The 15903-nt window shown below is 57.2% G+C and carries 14 protein-coding genes and 1 tRNA gene; 9 read left to right on the forward strand and 6 right to left on the reverse strand.

The window, feature by feature from the left end:
- Positions 1-5: 5 nt before the first annotated feature.
- The 6 genes from AC2FH2_RS15930 to rpmH all read right to left on the reverse strand — a co-directional run bounded on the left by AC2FH2_RS15930 (position 6) and on the right by rpmH (position 5055).
- Complete coding sequence (locus tag AC2FH2_RS15930) at positions 6-1550, reverse strand: putative bifunctional diguanylate cyclase/phosphodiesterase (protein ID WP_496824324.1); 1545 nt, start codon at positions 1548-1550, stop codon at positions 6-8.
- Positions 1551-1623: 73 nt separating this feature from the next.
- The gene (gene ttcA, locus AC2FH2_RS15935) at positions 1624-2517 is read right to left on the reverse strand and encodes a tRNA 2-thiocytidine(32) synthetase TtcA (protein WP_496824326.1); all 894 of its coding nucleotides are present in this window, start codon (positions 2515-2517) and stop codon (positions 1624-1626) included.
- A 42-nt stretch (positions 2518-2559) separates the two neighbouring features.
- Entirely contained in the window at positions 2560-4170 is a 1611-nt protein-coding gene (locus tag AC2FH2_RS15940; protein ID WP_496824328.1) for an acyl-CoA dehydrogenase family protein, read from the reverse strand.
- Positions 4171-4236: 66 nt separating this feature from the next.
- On the reverse strand, positions 4237-4473 hold the full coding sequence (gene yidD, locus AC2FH2_RS15945; RefSeq protein WP_281973741.1) for a membrane protein insertion efficiency factor YidD: 237 nt from the start codon (positions 4471-4473) through the stop codon (positions 4237-4239).
- Complete coding sequence (gene rnpA / locus AC2FH2_RS15950) at positions 4470-4895, reverse strand: ribonuclease P protein component (protein ID WP_496694399.1); 426 nt, start codon at positions 4893-4895, stop codon at positions 4470-4472. The genes yidD and rnpA overlap by 4 nt, the downstream gene beginning before the upstream one ends.
- A 25-nt stretch (positions 4896-4920) precedes the next feature.
- Entirely contained in the window at positions 4921-5055 is a 135-nt protein-coding gene (gene rpmH / locus AC2FH2_RS15955) for a 50S ribosomal protein L34 (RefSeq protein WP_005632162.1), read from the reverse strand.
- Positions 5056-5351: 296 nt separating this feature from the next.
- Between rpmH and AC2FH2_RS15960 the strand changes: the two genes are divergently transcribed.
- From AC2FH2_RS15960 to AC2FH2_RS16000, 9 genes are all read left to right on the forward strand, one after another.
- On the forward strand, positions 5352-6083 hold the full coding sequence (locus AC2FH2_RS15960) for a TVP38/TMEM64 family protein (protein WP_496694400.1): 732 nt from the start codon (positions 5352-5354) through the stop codon (positions 6081-6083).
- A 2-nt stretch (positions 6084-6085) separates the two neighbouring features.
- Positions 6086-7504, forward strand: a complete 1419-nt coding sequence (locus tag AC2FH2_RS15965) for a dihydrolipoyl dehydrogenase family protein (RefSeq protein ID WP_496824331.1) — start codon at positions 6086-6088, stop codon at positions 7502-7504.
- An 18-nt stretch (positions 7505-7522) separates the two neighbouring features.
- A complete protein-coding gene (locus tag AC2FH2_RS15970) occupies positions 7523-8905 on the forward strand; it encodes an ATP-binding protein (RefSeq protein WP_496713834.1) in 1383 nt (460 codons plus the stop codon).
- 64 nt (positions 8906-8969) lie between these two features.
- A tRNA-Arg gene (locus AC2FH2_RS15975) sits at positions 8970-9046 on the forward strand.
- Positions 9047-9855: 809 nt separating this feature from the next.
- Positions 9856-10962 (forward strand): DNA sulfur modification protein DndB, encoded by a 1107-nt coding sequence (gene dndB, locus AC2FH2_RS15980; protein ID WP_496824334.1) that lies wholly within the window; start codon positions 9856-9858, stop codon positions 10960-10962.
- On the forward strand, positions 10959-12422 hold the full coding sequence (gene dndC, locus AC2FH2_RS15985; protein ID WP_496824336.1) for a DNA phosphorothioation system sulfurtransferase DndC: 1464 nt from the start codon (positions 10959-10961) through the stop codon (positions 12420-12422). Before dndB ends, dndC begins: the two co-directional genes overlap by 4 nt.
- The gene (dndD, locus tag AC2FH2_RS15990) at positions 12419-14371 is read left to right on the forward strand and encodes a DNA sulfur modification protein DndD (protein WP_496824338.1); all 1953 of its coding nucleotides are present in this window, start codon (positions 12419-12421) and stop codon (positions 14369-14371) included. The genes dndC and dndD overlap by 4 nt, the downstream gene beginning before the upstream one ends.
- Positions 14361-14735, forward strand: a complete 375-nt coding sequence (gene dndE, locus AC2FH2_RS15995; protein ID WP_496824340.1) for a DNA sulfur modification protein DndE — start codon at positions 14361-14363, stop codon at positions 14733-14735. Before dndD ends, dndE begins: the two co-directional genes overlap by 11 nt.
- Positions 14736-14739: 4 nt before the next feature.
- The gene (locus AC2FH2_RS16000) at positions 14740-15903 is read left to right on the forward strand and encodes a cysteine desulfurase family protein (RefSeq protein WP_496824342.1); all 1164 of its coding nucleotides are present in this window, start codon (positions 14740-14742) and stop codon (positions 15901-15903) included.

The raw sequence follows: 15903 nt of genomic DNA on the forward strand, positions 1-15903 counted from the left end.
TGCGATCAAGAACCCGCTTGCCGTCCAATCTTGGGAATGCCTTTGACTTTGTTCTGATGGGCCGAGATCCAATCCATGGTCTTTTCGAACGGCATGGGCTTGCCAATGCCAAAGCCTTGAACGTGGTCACAACCTAGCTGTGCCATCAACGCGTGCTCACCGGTGGTTTCAACACCCTCGGCGAGTGTTTCCACATTCAACCTTTCGGCCATAGTGAGAATTGCACTGACCAATTGTTGTTGCGATGCATCACTGTCCGCCTTGGCCACAAAAGTTCGGTCTATCTTGATCCGCGTCACATCAAACCGTTTGATCGAGGCGATCGAGGCATGTCCAGTGCCGAAATCATCCAAATCAATACAACAACCAAGTGCTGCAAGGCTGGTCACGTTGCGGGTAATCACATCGTCCGGACGTCGCGAAAACACGGTTTCCAGAATTTCGACAGCCAGTCGGTCGGGCGTCAGGTCGTTTTGGTCCAGTTCCCATTTCAATCGGTCCAGCAGAGCGGGGTCTCGTAGCTCGTCCGAAGAAAAGTTGATTCCGATTCGTGGGACGTGAATCCCGTTCCGGTCCCAGCAGCACATCGCGGAAAATGCATGATGCCGCATCGTTTGGCCAAGCCTCTCCATAAGCTCGGCCTGTTGGGCAAAAGGCAGAAATATCTGTGGGTTCAAGATGCCTTTTTCCGGGTGCTCCCAGCGGGCCAGGGCTTCAAACCCCGTAACCCGCCCTGTATCTGTGGAAACCTGAGGCTGAAACCAGGGGCGGATTTGTCCGTTGTCCAGCGCAGCCTCGAACTCTTTGCGAAGGTTGGCCCTGATATTGGATCTACGGCGGGTTTCGTTTGAAAAGGCGCGGATCGTTGAGGGTCCATTACGCTGAGCTTCGCATAGCGCAGCAGATGCGGCATCAATCCAATTTTCAAACCAGGATCCGCGAATTGCGGATTGCAGGCAAAAACCGATTGAACACGAGACATAGGCAGTGGTGCCGTTTAGGGTGATCGGCTCTTCAACGGCGGATTGGATGCGGCCCGACATCTGAATACAGGCTTCGAGATCGAGATGCTGTGACGGGCGCAGGCCGATGGCTATTTTGCACTCGTCTAATCGTGTCGCAATATCGCCGGTTCGAATGACTGAGAAGATGCGGTCACAAAATTGGCTGGACAGATGAGTCGCGGCCGCATTTCCGTGCAGGTCAACAAATTCTGTGAACCCGTCTAAGGCTATGATCATACAAGCCGATCCCATGTTATTGTGATCGGTACGGTCAAAGAAATTTTCAAGTTCGGCGGCAAACTTATCCGTTGGCGCGAGTCTTCCGTGATGGTGCAGTGGAGAGATGCGTGCAGTTTGCGTGCGTCTGACTGAGGCGAAGGCGACGATCAGCAACGGAAGGCTTAGTGCCACAACGACAAGCGCACGTTCTCCACCGACCCAGAAAGCCGCAAGCGAAATGGCGGGAGCAAAGGCCAGCACCGGCGGGCCACTCAGATACGTGGTGAGAGTATCGAGAAATTGATCAACGGAAACAGATTTCCTCATCGGTTCGTCTTCGCCTTTACCCTGAGCATCTTGCGCTCAGGTCAAACCGTAAAAAATCAGTCTGAGTCACTCGTTAACGCAGCTGTGGAATATCATCCGTTTTTTCAGTTTTTTCGCTCGAATTGATGGAAAGATTAACAAAATCAAACAATTTCGGGTCCAAAAGGTGCGAAGGGCGCGCATTGGTTAAGGCGCGGAACATCACTTGCCGCCGTCCGGGGCTGTTTTTTTCCCACTGATCGAGAATCTGTTTGACCTGTTGGCGTTGTAACCCGTCCTGGCTGCCGCACAGGTCACAAGGAATGATCGGGTAGTTCATCGCATTGGCAAATTTCTCGCAATCCGCCTCGGCGACATGGGCAAGGGGGCGAAAGACGAACAGGTCGCCTTCTTCGTTCACCAGCTTTGGCGGCATCGTTGCTAGACGGCCGCCGTGGAACAGGTTCATGAAAAACGTCTCAAGGATGTCGTCACGGTGATGACCCAGCACCACGGCCGAGCAGCCCTCTTCCCGCGCGATGCGGTACAGGTTGCCCCGGCGCAGGCGCGAACATAGCGCGCAAAAGGTGCGGCCTTGGGGAACCTTGTCCATGACGACCGAGTAAGTGTCCTGATATTCGATGCGGTGCGGTACACCCATGCGTTCCAGAAACTCGGGTAGGACGGTAGCGGGAAAACCCGGTTGGCCCTGATCCAGATTGCAAGCCAGCAGATCGACCGGTAGTAGGCCGCGCCATTTCAGCTCGTACAGAACCGCTAGCAAGGTATAGCTGTCCTTACCGCCTGACAGGCAGACCAGCCAGCGCGGCGGCTTGCCGTCCTTGTCGTGGGCCGACGGGTCAACCATGCCGTATTGCTCGATCACTTCGCGCGTCTGGCGCACGATGCGTTTGCGCAGCTTCTTGAACTCGGTGGTCGAGGGCGCACCGGCAAACAGCGGATGGATATCGTCAGCTTCGTCGAACATGCGCAGCCCCTACCGCAGATGCGCCGACCGGGCAAGGCCCGCCTAGCCGGACAGCCGGCCCAGCAGGACGTCGGTGTCTAGCCCCGAGACCGATCCGGGTATGCGCCCGCTTTCGCCCAGAACCCGCGTGGCAATATATCCATCGGCCACCGCACCGGGCGCATGGCGCAGCAGCAGCGCGGCGGTCAGCAGATGCGCGGTGGCCTCGGCGAACCAGCGGGCCTCGGCCTCGGGGGGCAGGGTGGACCAGCGGTCGCGATGCGCCTTCAGGGCAGCGTCATAACGGCGGTCGGCTCCGGTTGCCGCGTCCAGTTCGGCCTGCAAGGTCTGGGCGGCCAGCAGGTCGCGCGCAAGGCTGCGCAGAATGTCCAGGCAGATCACGTTGCCCGACCCCTCCCAAATGCCGTTCAGGGGCGCTTCGCGATAGATCATCGGCATCGGCGTGTCTTCGACATAGCCCATGCCGCCCAGCACCTCCATCGCCTCGACCGCCACGACCGGGCAGCGTTTGTTCGACACGAACTTGGCCAGCGCCACCCCGATCCGGGCAAAGGCGCGGTCTTCGGCGGTGTCTCCGTCAAAGGCGCGGGCTACACGCATTCCCAGTGTCAGCGCCCCCTCCCAGTCCAGCACGAGATCGGCCAGAACGATGCGCATCAGGGGTTGGTCAATCAACCGGCGCTGAAAGGCGCTGCGATGGCTGACCCAGTAATGCGCTTCGCTGAGGGCCGCCCGCATCAGACCTGCCGGGGCCATTGCAGTGTCGAGCCGTGTGTGATGCACCATCTCCAGGATTGTGCGCACACCCGCGCCCTCATCTCCAAGCTGATAGGCCAGCGCATCATGGTATTCAATCTCGGCCGAGGCGTTGGACCGATTGCCCAGCTTGTTCTTCAGCCGCATCAGGTGGATTGCATTGCGTTCGCCGTCCAGCCAGCGGGGCACAAGGAAACAGGTCAGACCGCCGGGGGTCTGGGCAAGTGTCAGGAAACCGTCGGACATCGGGGCCGAGCAGAACCATTTATGCCCATGCAGCCGCCAGTGATCTCCGTCGCGTGTGGCCGTCGTTGTAGTGGCGCGAATGTCCGAGCCGCCCTGTTTCTCAGTCATCGCCATGCCCAGCGTGGCGCTTTTTTTGGAGGCGATAGGAGCGATAGAGGAATCGTGGTTCCATTCCGTCAATCTGGGAACCCAGATCGAGGCAATCTCTTCATTCGCCGCAAGTGCTGGAACGGCTGCGTAAGTCATGGTCAGCGGGCAGCAATGTCCGGGTTCGACCTGACTGGCAAGGTAGACCATGGCGGCGTGGGTCGCGTGACCATTCGGTAGGTCAGACCAGGCAACGGCTGCGTATCCGGATGATTGGCTGAGTTGCATCAGGTGATGGTATGAATGAGTGAAACGCACTTCATCCAGGCGGCGTCCACCTTGGTCAAACAGAACAAGTTCTGGGGAGTGGAAATTGGCCTCGCGCGCCATGTCTCTGACTGCAGCACGCCCAAGGTCTGCACCATAGTTGCGAAGAATAGAGCTTCGCGCGCCTGCCACATTTTGCAGTACTGGGTCAGAGGCCCAAAGGTCTAAATCTCCGCGCACAGGCGGCTGGTTCAGAACGTCATGCATGGGTAGGGAATGGCGCGCGTCAGATGTCATCTGGCCCTCGAATTGAACAGCACAACTGTTCAGCGAAGGTGCGCTCCGGTCAAGTCCGACGACGGGTCAGGAGGGATCTTCACGGTCCGGAACCGGATCATACCCGTCACCACCCAAAGGGTGGCAGCGCCCAATCCGTCGTGCGGCCAGCCATGTGCCTTTGATGGCACCGTGTTTTTCCAGTGCCTCCAACGCATAGGCCGAGCATGTAGGCTGATAGCGGCAGTTGAACCCGACCCAAGGGCTGAACAGCAACCGGTACGCCCGAATGGGTAAGGCAAGGATATGCGAGAGCAATGTCATTTCCGCGCAGCATGGACTTTACGCAGAGCATAGCGCAAATCATCCAGCAGCGCTGCATAGGGGCGTCCGGCTGTGACATCGGCGCGACCGATTAGCACGTAATCCCAGCCGTCCTGCCCCTTCTCAGGCAGTACCGCGCGCGCAGCTTCGCGCAGGCGTCGCTTGGCCCGGTTGCGAGCCACGGCATTGCCGACCTTTTTGGAACAGGTGAAACCGACGCGAATCCCGTCCGCCTCGCCCTCGGCGCGTTTGCGCGCCTGCACCATCATTGATGATGTGCCCTGCCGACGCGCACGCGCGGCGTTCAGGAAATCGGATCGTTTCCTGAGGATGATCAATGTTTTGGATGCGCAAACGGACGCCGCCGGGGGCGTATCCCCGGGTTGGCAGTTACCATCCTCAGGGGCCTCCGGCGGCGTCATGTTCATAACCTGATCGGTGAGCGGTTTATGCGCTCAGCGACTTGCGGCCACGTGCGCGGCGCGAGTTCAGGATCTTGCGGCCGGCCTTGGTGGCCATGCGCGCGCGGAAACCGTGGCGGCGTTTGCGAACCAGGTTCGAAGGCTGATAGGTGCGTTTCATCGCTCCGTCTCCAATCTATTCGGTCGGGTGCAGCGCGGATTCGCCTGCCCGTGGTGTTCGAAGCCCGTCCTCTACTGCCAAGCGGGGGGTAAGTCAAACCCCTTGGTGGGGGTTTTGCAGCCTTTTGCAACAATTCTATAATCCCGCGCGGTAAAAGATTTCAAAAATACGGATTTTAGGCACAAAACCCTCACATTCACTGTCGAAAAGATCAAGGCAGCGTGAGGCCCCTGTTGCCCGGGCGCGTGACGTCGCATGTTGAGGCCAGAATGAGACGCACAAAACCGGACACCATTATGAGCGATACAACTCAGGCCCCGCGCAGCGGGCTTGCGCGACATATTCCTTTGCTGGTGATTCTTGCCGTAGCCGCAGTGGGTTACTTTACACTGGGTGAATACCTGACTTTTGAAACCCTGCGCGACAACCGAGAGGCCCTTTTGGGTTGGCGTGATGCCAATTACTGGGCAATGGCAGGTGCGTTCATAGCGATTTACATTGCCATCGTTGCGTTCTCGCTGCCCGGCGCTGCGGTGGCCTCGATGACCGGAGGGTTCCTGTTTGGCCTTTTCGCAGGCACGGTCTTCAACATTTTTGCAGCAACCATCGGCGCCTCGGCGATCTTTCTGGCGGCGCGCTGGGGGTTGGGGGCGTCCTTGACGGCGCGTCTTGAGGCCTCGGAAGGCACGATCAAAAAGCTGAAGGACGGCCTGCGCGAGAATGAGATCTCGGTCCTGTTCCTGCTGCGCCTTGTCCCGGTGGTTCCGTTCTTTGTGGCCAATCTGGTGCCGGCGCTGGTGGGGGTGAAGTTCCGCAATTTTCTGTTCACCACGGCGCTGGGCATCATTCCCGGTGGCATCGTTTATACTTGGATCGGCGTCGGACTGGGCGGTGTATTCGACCGAGGTGAAACGCCGGATGTCTCACTGCTGTGGGAGCCTTTTGTCATCGGCCCCATCATCGGCTTGTGTGTGCTGGCGGCTCTGCCCATTCTGATCAAAACGCTGCGCGGCCAAAAGGACAGCTGATCATGCAAGAACTGAAATCCGATATCCTGGTGATCGGGGCCGGGTCAGGTGGGCTGTCGGTCGCCGCGGGGGCGAGCCAGATGGGTGCGGATGTGATCCTGCTGGAAGGTCACAAGATGGGCGGCGATTGTCTGAATTTCGGCTGCGTCCCGTCCAAGGCCCTGATTGCCAGCGGCAAGGCCGCCTATGGGCAGGCGCATGCCTCGGCGCTGGGTGTGGCGGATGTGGTGCCACAGGTGGATTACGCCGCCGCCAAAGACCACGTGCATGGTGTGATTGCGCAGATTGAGCCGATGGACAGCCAAGAGCGGTTCGAAAGCTTTGGTGTCAAGGTGATCCGGGAATATGGCCGCTTTGTCTCTCCGACACAGGTTCAGGCGGGGGATCATCTGATCACCGCGAGGCGGGTTGTGATTGCAACAGGCTCTTCACCACTGATTCCGTCGATCCCCGGTTTGGACAAGGTGACGTATTATACCAACGAGACTATCTTTGATCTGCGCGACAAGCCCGATCATCTGCTGATCATCGGCGGTGGCCCCATCGGGATGGAGATGGCGCAGGCGCATATTCGGCTCGGTTGCAAGGTCACAGTCATCGAAGGGCAAAAGGCGCTGGGCAAGGATGACCCCGAGGCGGCAGAGGTCGTGCTGGACAGTTTGCGCGCCGAGGGCGTTGCGATCCATGAACAGGCGATGGTGGCACAGATTCGCGGCTCCGATGGCGCGGTTGAAGTGGTGACCGAGAACGGCGAGATCTTCTTGGGCACGCATCTGCTGCTCTCTGCGGGGCGAAAGGCCAATACCGACCGCCTCAACCTTGCCGCTGCCGGGATCGAGCCCACCCGAACCGGCATCAAGGTCGACGACACCCTGCGCACCACGAACCGCAGGGTCTATGCGATCGGAGATGTCGCGGGTGGGCTGCAATTCACTCATGTGGCGGGCTATCACGCGGGGATTATCATTCGTTCGGCGCTGTTTGGGCTGCCCTCCAAGGCGAAAACCGCACATATCCCCTGGGCGACCTACACCGACCCCGAGCTGGCGCAGGTTGGCCTGACCGAGGTGCAGGCGCGCGCCGAGCATGGCGATAAGATGGAAATTGCGCGGTTTGACTATCACCACAACGACCGCGCCATTTCCGAGCGTAAAACGAATGGTTTCATCAAGGTCATGGTCGTCAAAGGCCGACCTGTGGGTGCCACAATTGTTGGCCATCAGGCGGGTGAGCTGATCAGCTTGTGGTCGCTGGCGCTGGCCAATAATCTGAAGATGGGGAAGGTTGCCGCCATGGTTTCGCCCTATCCGACGATTGGAGAGCTTAACAAACGGGTGGCGGGCGCCTATTTCTCACCAAGGCTGTTTGAGAATCAAACGGTTAAACGTGTGGTCAGGTTCGTCCAGCGCTGGATGCCCTGACCTGGAAGGGAGAGCAATGTGAACTCGCTGTCAGGCCGATTTCTGATCCTGACGACGGTCTTCGTGATGTTGGCCGAGGTTCTGATTTTTGTCCCTTCGATTGCGCGATTCCGCGAAGATTTCCTGCTGAACCGGCTGGAGCGCGCTCAGATCGCCTCGCTCGCTTTGTTGGCCGATGATATGCTGGCCGAGGACCTTGAGGCTGAACTGCTGGCCAATGCGGGCGTCTATAACGTGGTTCTGCGGCGAGACGAGATGCGCCAGTTGATGCTGTCCTCTCCTATTCCAGGGCAGATCAGCAAGACCTATGACCTGCGTGACGCGCGACCATGGGTTTTGATCCGGGATGCTGTCGTGCGGTTGTTCACGCCGGAAAATGAAGTCATCCGTGTTATTGGCGAGCCTGTGAAAGGCGCAGGTCTGCTGATTGAGGTGACGACTGACAGCATGCCGTTGCGTATGGCGATGACGGATTATGGGTTACGCATTCTGGGCCTGTCATTTGTGATTTCGATCATCACGGCTTTTTTCCTGTTTCTTGCGGTTCGGGTGGTTCTGGTAAAGCCCATCAAAAGCGTTGTCGGATATATGCAGCGCTATGCCAGCGCCCCCGAAGATGCCCGTGGAATCATCTCACCGGATTCCAAAGTGACCGAGCTGCGCGAGGCCGAAGAGGCGCTGAAACAGTTGCAAACCGAACTGACCCAGGCCCTGAAACAGCGCGAGCGTCTGGCGCAGCTGGGCGGGGCTGTGGCCAAGGTAAGCCACGATCTGCGCAACATTCTGACCTCGGCCCAGCTGTTTACCGACCGGATCGAATCCAGCGAAGACCCATTGGTGCGTCGCATGGCCCCTAAGCTGGTGAACTCGATCACCCGAGCGGTAACCCTGTGCGAAAGCACATTGGCATTTGGCCGCGCTGAAGAACCTGCACCGTCGCTTACACTGGTTCCGCTCCGCATTGTGGCCGAGGATGTGGTTGCGAGCGAGAAACTTGCCGTTGCCGATGCCTGTATCGAGATCATCAATGATGTGCCGGAAGAGTTGGTCGTAAGAGCTGATCCTGAACAGATTTTCCGTGTCATGATGAACCTCGTTCGAAATGCCCGTCAGGCGCTGGTTGCATCAGGAAAGCCCGGTCGGATCACCTTGTCCGGGCAAGAGCAGGACGCCAACTGGTGTATTCAGATCAGCGACACAGGGCCGGGCCTGCCGGCCAAAGCGCGTGAAAATCTGTTCACACCCTTTCAGGGTGGCGTCCGCAAAGGCGGGTCGGGTCTGGGCTTGGCGATCTCACAGGAACTGTTGCGGGGCCATGGGGGTGACCTTGTTCTGACCGAGACAGGGTCAACAGGTACCACCTTTGAAATTCGCCTCCCGCGGGGCGATGGGGCTTTTTGAATTATTTTTACAGAATCGACTTGCACGTCCCGAATACCGGGTCTACATAGCGCCTCACCAACGCGGACCGATAGCTCAGCTGGATAGAGTACTTGACTACGAATCAAGGGGTCGGGGGTTCGAATCCTCCTCGGTCCGCCACTGGTTTCCTGTTGAACGTCACACGAACCTGACCCAACCGTCATAGTTGGACCAGACAATCAGCGAACGTTCGACATCAGAAGGCGCCCCCAACGTTGGACATCAGTTGAATTTGACCTTTGCGCCTTCAACTAACACACCGCCCCCATTTAATGCTCCCGCACGCAGTTTGATTTGTTCTGACTTCCCTTTCGGAAAATCAGAGCTGATTTGTAGGTCAGACAGCGAAGCTGCCTGTTCCTGCTAATCTGCCACGTGGCGAACGCGGGAGGGGGCGAGGCAACGTTATTCGACAGGGGTGGTGCGGCCCGCAGGCAAAGCCGAGGACACGGCCCTGTCTAAAAGGGTTGCCCGAGGGGGAGGGCAGCGCCCTCACCCTGACGGCCAGGGGCGTTTGGCATGTCCAATTGCCGCTGGCCCACGAAGGGAAAGTAAGGGGAAAGAGGGCCCGTCGCCATTTGCGATTGTACCATTCTGTCAAACTACAAAAAGCAATAGGGGCCACCAAGCGGACTTTTGCTGCACACGCGAAAAACCTGCTGCCTGTGCACAGTAACCTGCTGGGAGGGCGGGAAGCCGACCTTCGCTGCAGCTGCGAGGAACCACGTTATTCTTGACGAACGAGGACACAAAAGATTGCTAATTGTCTCGTCTATCTTTCTGCACAATGCGAATGTCCTCGTTTTCGTTTTCGAACTGGGTTATCCGTCCAAGACACAATTCAACGAGACAAAGCCGTATCGTATCCCCTTGAGAGTTGACTTCCCGACAGACTTCCATAGACTTCCATAGTGACGGCAGGGGGTCTTATGAGTGGTTACTTCTATAATTTTGCAGCTATACGCGGCGTTCAGGCTGGAACCGAATACTATGTGATCATGGTGCCTCTTAGAATGGTGCCAAAGATCTTCGAGTTCGACAGTCAGGAATTGCCGGCAGACCTGCGCGCTCAACGCGTATTGTCAAATGTCCGCGTTCCGCAAATCGCATCCTACCTCTCGGAAAACTTCGAGGAATATACGCTCTCGTCACTCTGCGCGTCCGTGGATGGTGATCTTGAGTTTACCCCAGCCAGCGATAGTCTTCAGTTCCGTAATGTAGGCGAGCTACGGCTTTCAATGACAGCGCGCATCATTCTAAACGATGGACAGCATCGTCGCGCCGCAATCGAAGAAGCACTCAAGACGCGACCCAAGCTCGAAAACGAAACCATTTCGGTTGTGCTTTTCGTGGATGAAGGGCTCGAGCGCTGCCAGCAAATGTTCGCAGACCTCAACAAGAATGCGGTACGTCCATCCGGGTCGTTGAACGTCCTCTATGACCGCAGAAATCCTTTGGCACGTCTGAGCACGCGCGTGCTAGAGGAGATTCCGTTTTTCCAAGAATTCACCGAGCTCGAAAAGACATCTCTTTCAAACCGGGCCAAAAACCTCTTCACCTTGTCCAGCCTGAATCAAGCCAACAAATGGCTCGCAGGACAAGATGCAAACCGGTTCGGTGAAAACACTGAAAGTACCGTGATCGCATATTGGCGTCAGGTTTCTGAGGTCATCCCGGACTGGCAGAAACTGATGCGCGGCGCGACAACGGCAGGTGATTTGCGCAAAGAAACTGTTCATGCGCATGGCGTCATGTTGCAGGCGTTTGGTGTCCTGGGGGCAAGACTGATTGGAGCTAAACCTGATGGGTGGGCGGAAAGCCTGGCTCCGCTCACGGAGATCAATTGGAGCAAGCGCAATGCACAACTCTGGCGTCCACGCGTCATGGGTGCGCGCGGCATGGATGGCAGTGTGAAATCCGTACATCTGGCGGCCAACGTCCTAATTGGGGCAGTAGGCTTGCCGCTCAATGAAAAAGAACAAGCGAATGAAGACGACTACCTGGCGTCATTGGCTGAGGAGAAAGTCATCGCATGACATCAAATAAGGATACCGACCAAACAAAGCGGGCAGGGCTCGATGTTGTCGCTCTGCAGGAACATATCCGCGCGGTCTACACGGCAGACGACCGGCCTTGGGTAATCGGGTATAGCGGCGGAAAGGATTCAACCTGTGCCTTGCAGCTGATCTGGAGTGCCATTCGTGCGCTCCCGGAAGGCGAGCGACGCAAGCCTATCTTCGTCCTGAGTTCCGACACGCTTGTCGAAACGCCCGTGATCGTAAACTACATCGACGAGACCTTGGCTGCGATCAACGCGGCAGCGGCAGACCAGAACATGCCAATCACCGCACAAAAGGTGGTGCCGGAGATCTCAGATAGCTTCTGGGTGAACCTGATTGGCCGCGGATATCCTGCACCGTCAAAGCGCTTTCGCTGGTGCACGGAGCGGCTGAAGATCGATCCGGCCAATGCTTTCATCAAGAACCGCGTTGCCGAATATGGCGAGGTGGTCATGGTTCTGGGCGTTCGGTCCTCGGAAAGCGCGACACGCGCGCAAGTGATGTCGCTGCACAAGATCGACGGGACGGCTTTGTCTCGCCATTCGACCTTACCCGGCGCTTTCGTCTTCACGCCGATCGAGACTTTCAGTGTGGATGATGTCTGGGCTTTCTTGCTGCAAAACCAGTCACCTTGGGGATCGGACAGCCGCGATTTGCTTGCGATGTATCGAAACGCGCAAGCTGGCGAGTGCCCACTTGTGGTCGATAAGCAAACCGAAAGCTGCGGGAATTCCCGCTTTGGCTGTTGGGTGTGCACGGTTGTGACAAAAGACAAGGCCATGGAGGCGCTTGTTGAGAATGGCGAGGAATGGCTAGAGCCTTTGCTTGATCTCCGTGACGAGCTGGCTGAAACACAAAACCCCGAGCGGAAGCGAGAGTTTCGGGATTTTCGCAGACGGGACGGCTCTGTGACCTTTGTTGGCGATGCAGAGACATCCATTCCGGGGCCCTATCTTTTTGAATACCGCAAAGAGCTCTTGAGAAAACTTCTGGAGGCGCAAGAGCAGGTAAATGCCAATGCGCCACCCGGCGAGAAGACCGACCTTATTCAGGTCGAAGAACTCCGGGAAATCCGTAGAATCTGGCGGAGCGAACAGGGTGACTGGGGCGATGCTGTTTCAGAGACCCTCAAAGCTGTGACGGGCAAAGAACTCCCAGCCGATGCGACCGACGGATTTGAATTCCAAGCCGATGACGCAAAGGTCTTGGCAGATGTCTGCGCCGCGCATGATTTGCCACCACGTCTCTTGGCCCAGCTTCTGGAGGCAGAGCGTTCTGTGCGGGGTCTGAAGCGCCGGACACTTATTCATCGAAAGATCGCTTCGATCCTTGAGCAAGAGTGGCGAGACGAAACAACAGTCCTGAACGAGCGCAAAGCGCGATTGAAAGAGCGTGAGGCATCTTCGTCTGACCCTCTGTTTGAGACTGAATCATGATCTTGCAGTCTCTACGCCTCGTGAATTTTGGTCTTTATGGCGGTGAGCACCGCTTTGATCTTGCACCCGAGCCAGACGGGCAAAAACCCGTGGTTTTGGTTGTTGGCCATAATGGTGCCGGGAAGACAACGTTCTTGGAGTCCGTACGTCTGGCGCTATACGGCAAACGCGCCCTCGGTGCGCGTGTTGGGCAGGCCGAATATGAGCGGCATCTCCTTAAACGGATCAACAACTTCGCCAAGGACCGCAGAGCCTCTGTCGAACTGGCCTTCAAAAGCCAACATCTCGGCAATGAGGACCTCTACACCGTGCGGCGTTCTTGGGCGGCCCGCGGTGCCAGCGTCATTGAAAGCCTTGAGTTTGAACGCAATGGCGTACCGGTGGAGGATATCCCAAGAGAGGATTGGAACCACTATCTTGAAGACATCATTCCAGCTGGGGTGTCGCAGCTTTTCTTTTTCGATGGCGAGAAGATCCAAGACATTGCTGACGATCAGGAAAGCACTGGGCTGACAGATGCAATCAAATCCTTGCTGGGGATCGATATTCTCGATCAGCTTCGGGGCGATCTCGCCCTCTACAAATCACGCAGCATGGACCGGGACGGTGACACCGACTTAGAAGGTCTCCGACGTGACCTAGAGATCGCAAAGTCTGATCTGGTCTTGGCGGAAGAGGCGATTGGATCGCTATCAGCAAAGCGCACCCAGCTTGCGCGGCGAAGCGAAGCGTCACAGAAAGTCTTTCAACAAGAGGGGGGAAGCATCGCGCTCAGCCGGGACACCCTTTCAGAGGAGCTAAAGCGGGTCGAAGCTGACCTAACCAAACAAACCAACGCGTTAAAGTCACTTGTAAACGGCGTCGCGCCTTTTGCCCTGGCTCCAAAACTTCTCGAACGGTTCTCAGCAGACCTGGAGAAGGCGCGCGGGCAGCAAAGCGTGACAGCAATCGAAGCCTTTGTCTCGAGTTTTCAGGCATCCGTGGGCAACGACGACAAGACATGGACGAAGACGCATTTTGCGCAGCTCAAAGACTTCGCCCGGGACCGCCAAAGCACCGGGCCGAAAGTGGCTCTGAGCACGGAACCGGACTGGGTCTTGGCGAAACTTTCGCAGGTTGCGGACGAACGGGTGAAGGTGGCCACATTGGCTGCGCAACTGGCCGAGCTGCAAAAGCAACGCGCAACCTTGAAGGATCAGTTGAAGAACTTCCGTCCCGGTGCTGCCTCCGGCGCGTTTGAGGAGTTGAAAAAAGCAGAGTTCGAACTCGGCGCCGTCGAAACGGAGCTTAATCGCAAGCAAGGCGAGGCGACCCAGGCACGTGCACTGATCGAACGGCTGGAGCGCGAGTTGCGTAAGTCCCAGGACGCCGTCTTCGCACTTGCAAGGGCCGAAGAGAAACGAGACCTGGCGACGCGAGCACAGGCCGCGCTCAACGAGTATGAGGAGCGGATTGTTCAGCTGCGCCTCGCCTCGCTGTCCAAGCATTTCATCGAAGCATTCAGCGGCCTGGTTACGCGGAAGTCGCTCGTGCATGACGTCATCGTCGACCCCAACAGCTTTCAGCTGAAGCTCATGGGCAAAGAGGGCAGAGAGATTACGCCGTCCGAACTCTCCGCCGGCGAGCGGCAGCTCTTTGCGATCTCGATGCTATGGGCGCTTGGCCGAACAAGTGGGCGCGAATTACCGATGATCATCGACACGCCTTTGTCACGTCTGGATCGGAAGCACCGTACAAACTTGATGGCAAATTACGTGCCGCGCAGCTCGGCGCAGGTCGTCATGCTGTGCACCGACACCGAGTTGACCCCGGATTTGTCGAAAATCATCAGCCCTTACGTGAGCCGACGTTTTGAGATTGGTGCTGTGGGTGGTGGACAACGCACGGAGATCACGGTGTTGAGTGCTGAAGCGGATGCACAGGTTCTGGAGACAACCGATGCACATTAACAAGTTTCGAATCTCATCGACGGCGACCGGCCAGGTGCGGATCATTTCACAAAGATCAGGTCTGACACCCAACCTCGTTTGCCGCATGGCCATGCTGTCATCCTTTGAAGCCGGGCCCATATCCGGCGCCGCGGATGACGCTGGCGAGGGTCAAGAATTCAATGCCTATACGCTCTTTGGGGACTTCCAGCCTCTCTTCATCGACCTTCTGAAATACGTCGAGTTTGGAGCTGAGGAGATCGAAACCGACGACAGTGATTTGCTGGCGCGCTTGCGATTGCACATTGATCGTGGTGTGCGGCAACTCTCGGTCCGGCTTAAATCCCCGGCGGATGCGGCCGAGCTGATCGCGGGGAGTACGTAACGCAATGTCGGCACCAATTTACCTGGACCACAACGCTTCTACTCCGATTGATCCGGAGGTCTTGGAGACGGTCATACGTGTCAGTCGGGACATATATGCGAATCCATCAAGTGTTGAGCATAGCCAAGGTTCAGCAGCTGCTCGGGTTGTCGAGACTGCGCGCGCGCAGATTGCGGGCCATCTCAATTGCAAGGAAACCGAGCTCGTCTTCACAGCCGGGTCCACGGAAGCCAACAATCTTGCGATCCTTGGAGCGTTCCCTCGGCTCAAGGAGGCAGGTCGCACGCATCTGATCACCAGCAAGATCGAGCACCCTTCTGTTCTAGCCTGTTTCGACATTCTCGAAACCCAAGGCGCGCGGGTAACGCGTCTGGGTGTTGATGAAGGTGGACAAATTTCCCTCGATGAGCTGGCCCAGTCTTTGACAGATGAGACCGGATTGGTTTCCATCATGGCCGCCAACAATGAGACGGGCGTTTTACAACCCATCTTGGAAGCCGGCCAGCTTGCCGAGGAGGCTGGGGCGCTGTTTCACACGGACTTCTCGCAAGCTTCGGCTTTTGTGCCAATTGATCTCAAGAAAGCCCCCATCCATCTGGCGAGCTTTTCAGGACACAAGGCCTATGGACCGAAAGGGGTAGGGGCCCTTTACCGGTCGATTCGAAAGCCGCGTGTCAACCTAGCGCCAGTGATGTTTGGTGGCGGTCAGGAAAAGGGTTTGAGGGCAGGGACCCTGAACACGCCTGGTATTGCGGGCCTTGGACATGCATTTGAACTCATCTCAAAAAACATAGACCATGACCGGGATCGGATTGGTGCCTTGCGAGACCAGCTTGAAAGGGAACTCAAAGATACCTTAGCGGTGCAGGTCAATGGCAACACAGAGGCGCGGTTGCCAAACACGATGTCTCTCACAATCGATGGCGTTGTACCACAAGCGCTGATGCAGAAGCTAAGAAACGACATCTGCTTTTCCGCATCGAGCGCCTGCGCCACAGAACATGTTGAAACCTCTCACGTTCTGCTCGCCATGTTCGGCGACACTCCTAGAGCGCGTAATGCCTTCCGGCTAGGTCTGGGTCGGCAAACGGACCGTGAAGATATGTCGATGATCGCCAAATTCTTCATCAATGCGTCGGCTGAATTGCTGTTGTTGGCTACTGCGTAG

Source organism: Ruegeria sp. YTSA105 (genome assembly GCF_059610225.1).

What these genes read in the sequence shown, in the direction of transcription:
- AC2FH2_RS15930 (WP_496824324.1), bottom strand. Translation starts at nt 1,550, where the DNA reads ATGAGGAAATCTGTTTCCGTTGATCAATTTCTCGATACTCTCACCACG.
- ttcA (WP_496824326.1), bottom strand. Translation starts at nt 2,517, where the DNA reads ATGTTCGACGAAGCTGACGATATCCATCCGCTGTTTGCCGGTGCGCCC.
- AC2FH2_RS15940 (WP_496824328.1), bottom strand. Translation starts at nt 4,170, where the DNA reads ATGACATCTGACGCGCGCCATTCCCTACCCATGCATGACGTTCTGAAC.
- yidD (WP_281973741.1), bottom strand. Translation starts at nt 4,473, where the DNA reads ATGACATTGCTCTCGCATATCCTTGCCTTACCCATTCGGGCGTACCGG.
- rnpA (WP_496694399.1), bottom strand. Translation starts at nt 4,895, where the DNA reads ATGACGCCGCCGGAGGCCCCTGAGGATGGTAACTGCCAACCCGGGGAT.
- rpmH (WP_005632162.1), bottom strand. Translation starts at nt 5,055, where the DNA reads ATGAAACGCACCTATCAGCCTTCGAACCTGGTTCGCAAACGCCGCCAC.
- AC2FH2_RS15960 (WP_496694400.1), top strand. Translation starts at nt 5,352, where the DNA reads ATGAGCGATACAACTCAGGCCCCGCGCAGCGGGCTTGCGCGACATATT.
- AC2FH2_RS15965 (WP_496824331.1), top strand. Translation starts at nt 6,086, where the DNA reads ATGCAAGAACTGAAATCCGATATCCTGGTGATCGGGGCCGGGTCAGGT.
- dndB (WP_496824334.1), top strand. Translation starts at nt 9,856, where the DNA reads ATGAGTGGTTACTTCTATAATTTTGCAGCTATACGCGGCGTTCAGGCT.
- dndC (WP_496824336.1), top strand. Translation starts at nt 10,959, where the DNA reads ATGACATCAAATAAGGATACCGACCAAACAAAGCGGGCAGGGCTCGAT.
- dndD (WP_496824338.1), top strand. Translation starts at nt 12,419, where the DNA reads ATGATCTTGCAGTCTCTACGCCTCGTGAATTTTGGTCTTTATGGCGGT.
- dndE (WP_496824340.1), top strand. Translation starts at nt 14,361, where the DNA reads ATGCACATTAACAAGTTTCGAATCTCATCGACGGCGACCGGCCAGGTG.
- AC2FH2_RS16000 (WP_496824342.1), top strand. Translation starts at nt 14,740, where the DNA reads ATGTCGGCACCAATTTACCTGGACCACAACGCTTCTACTCCGATTGAT.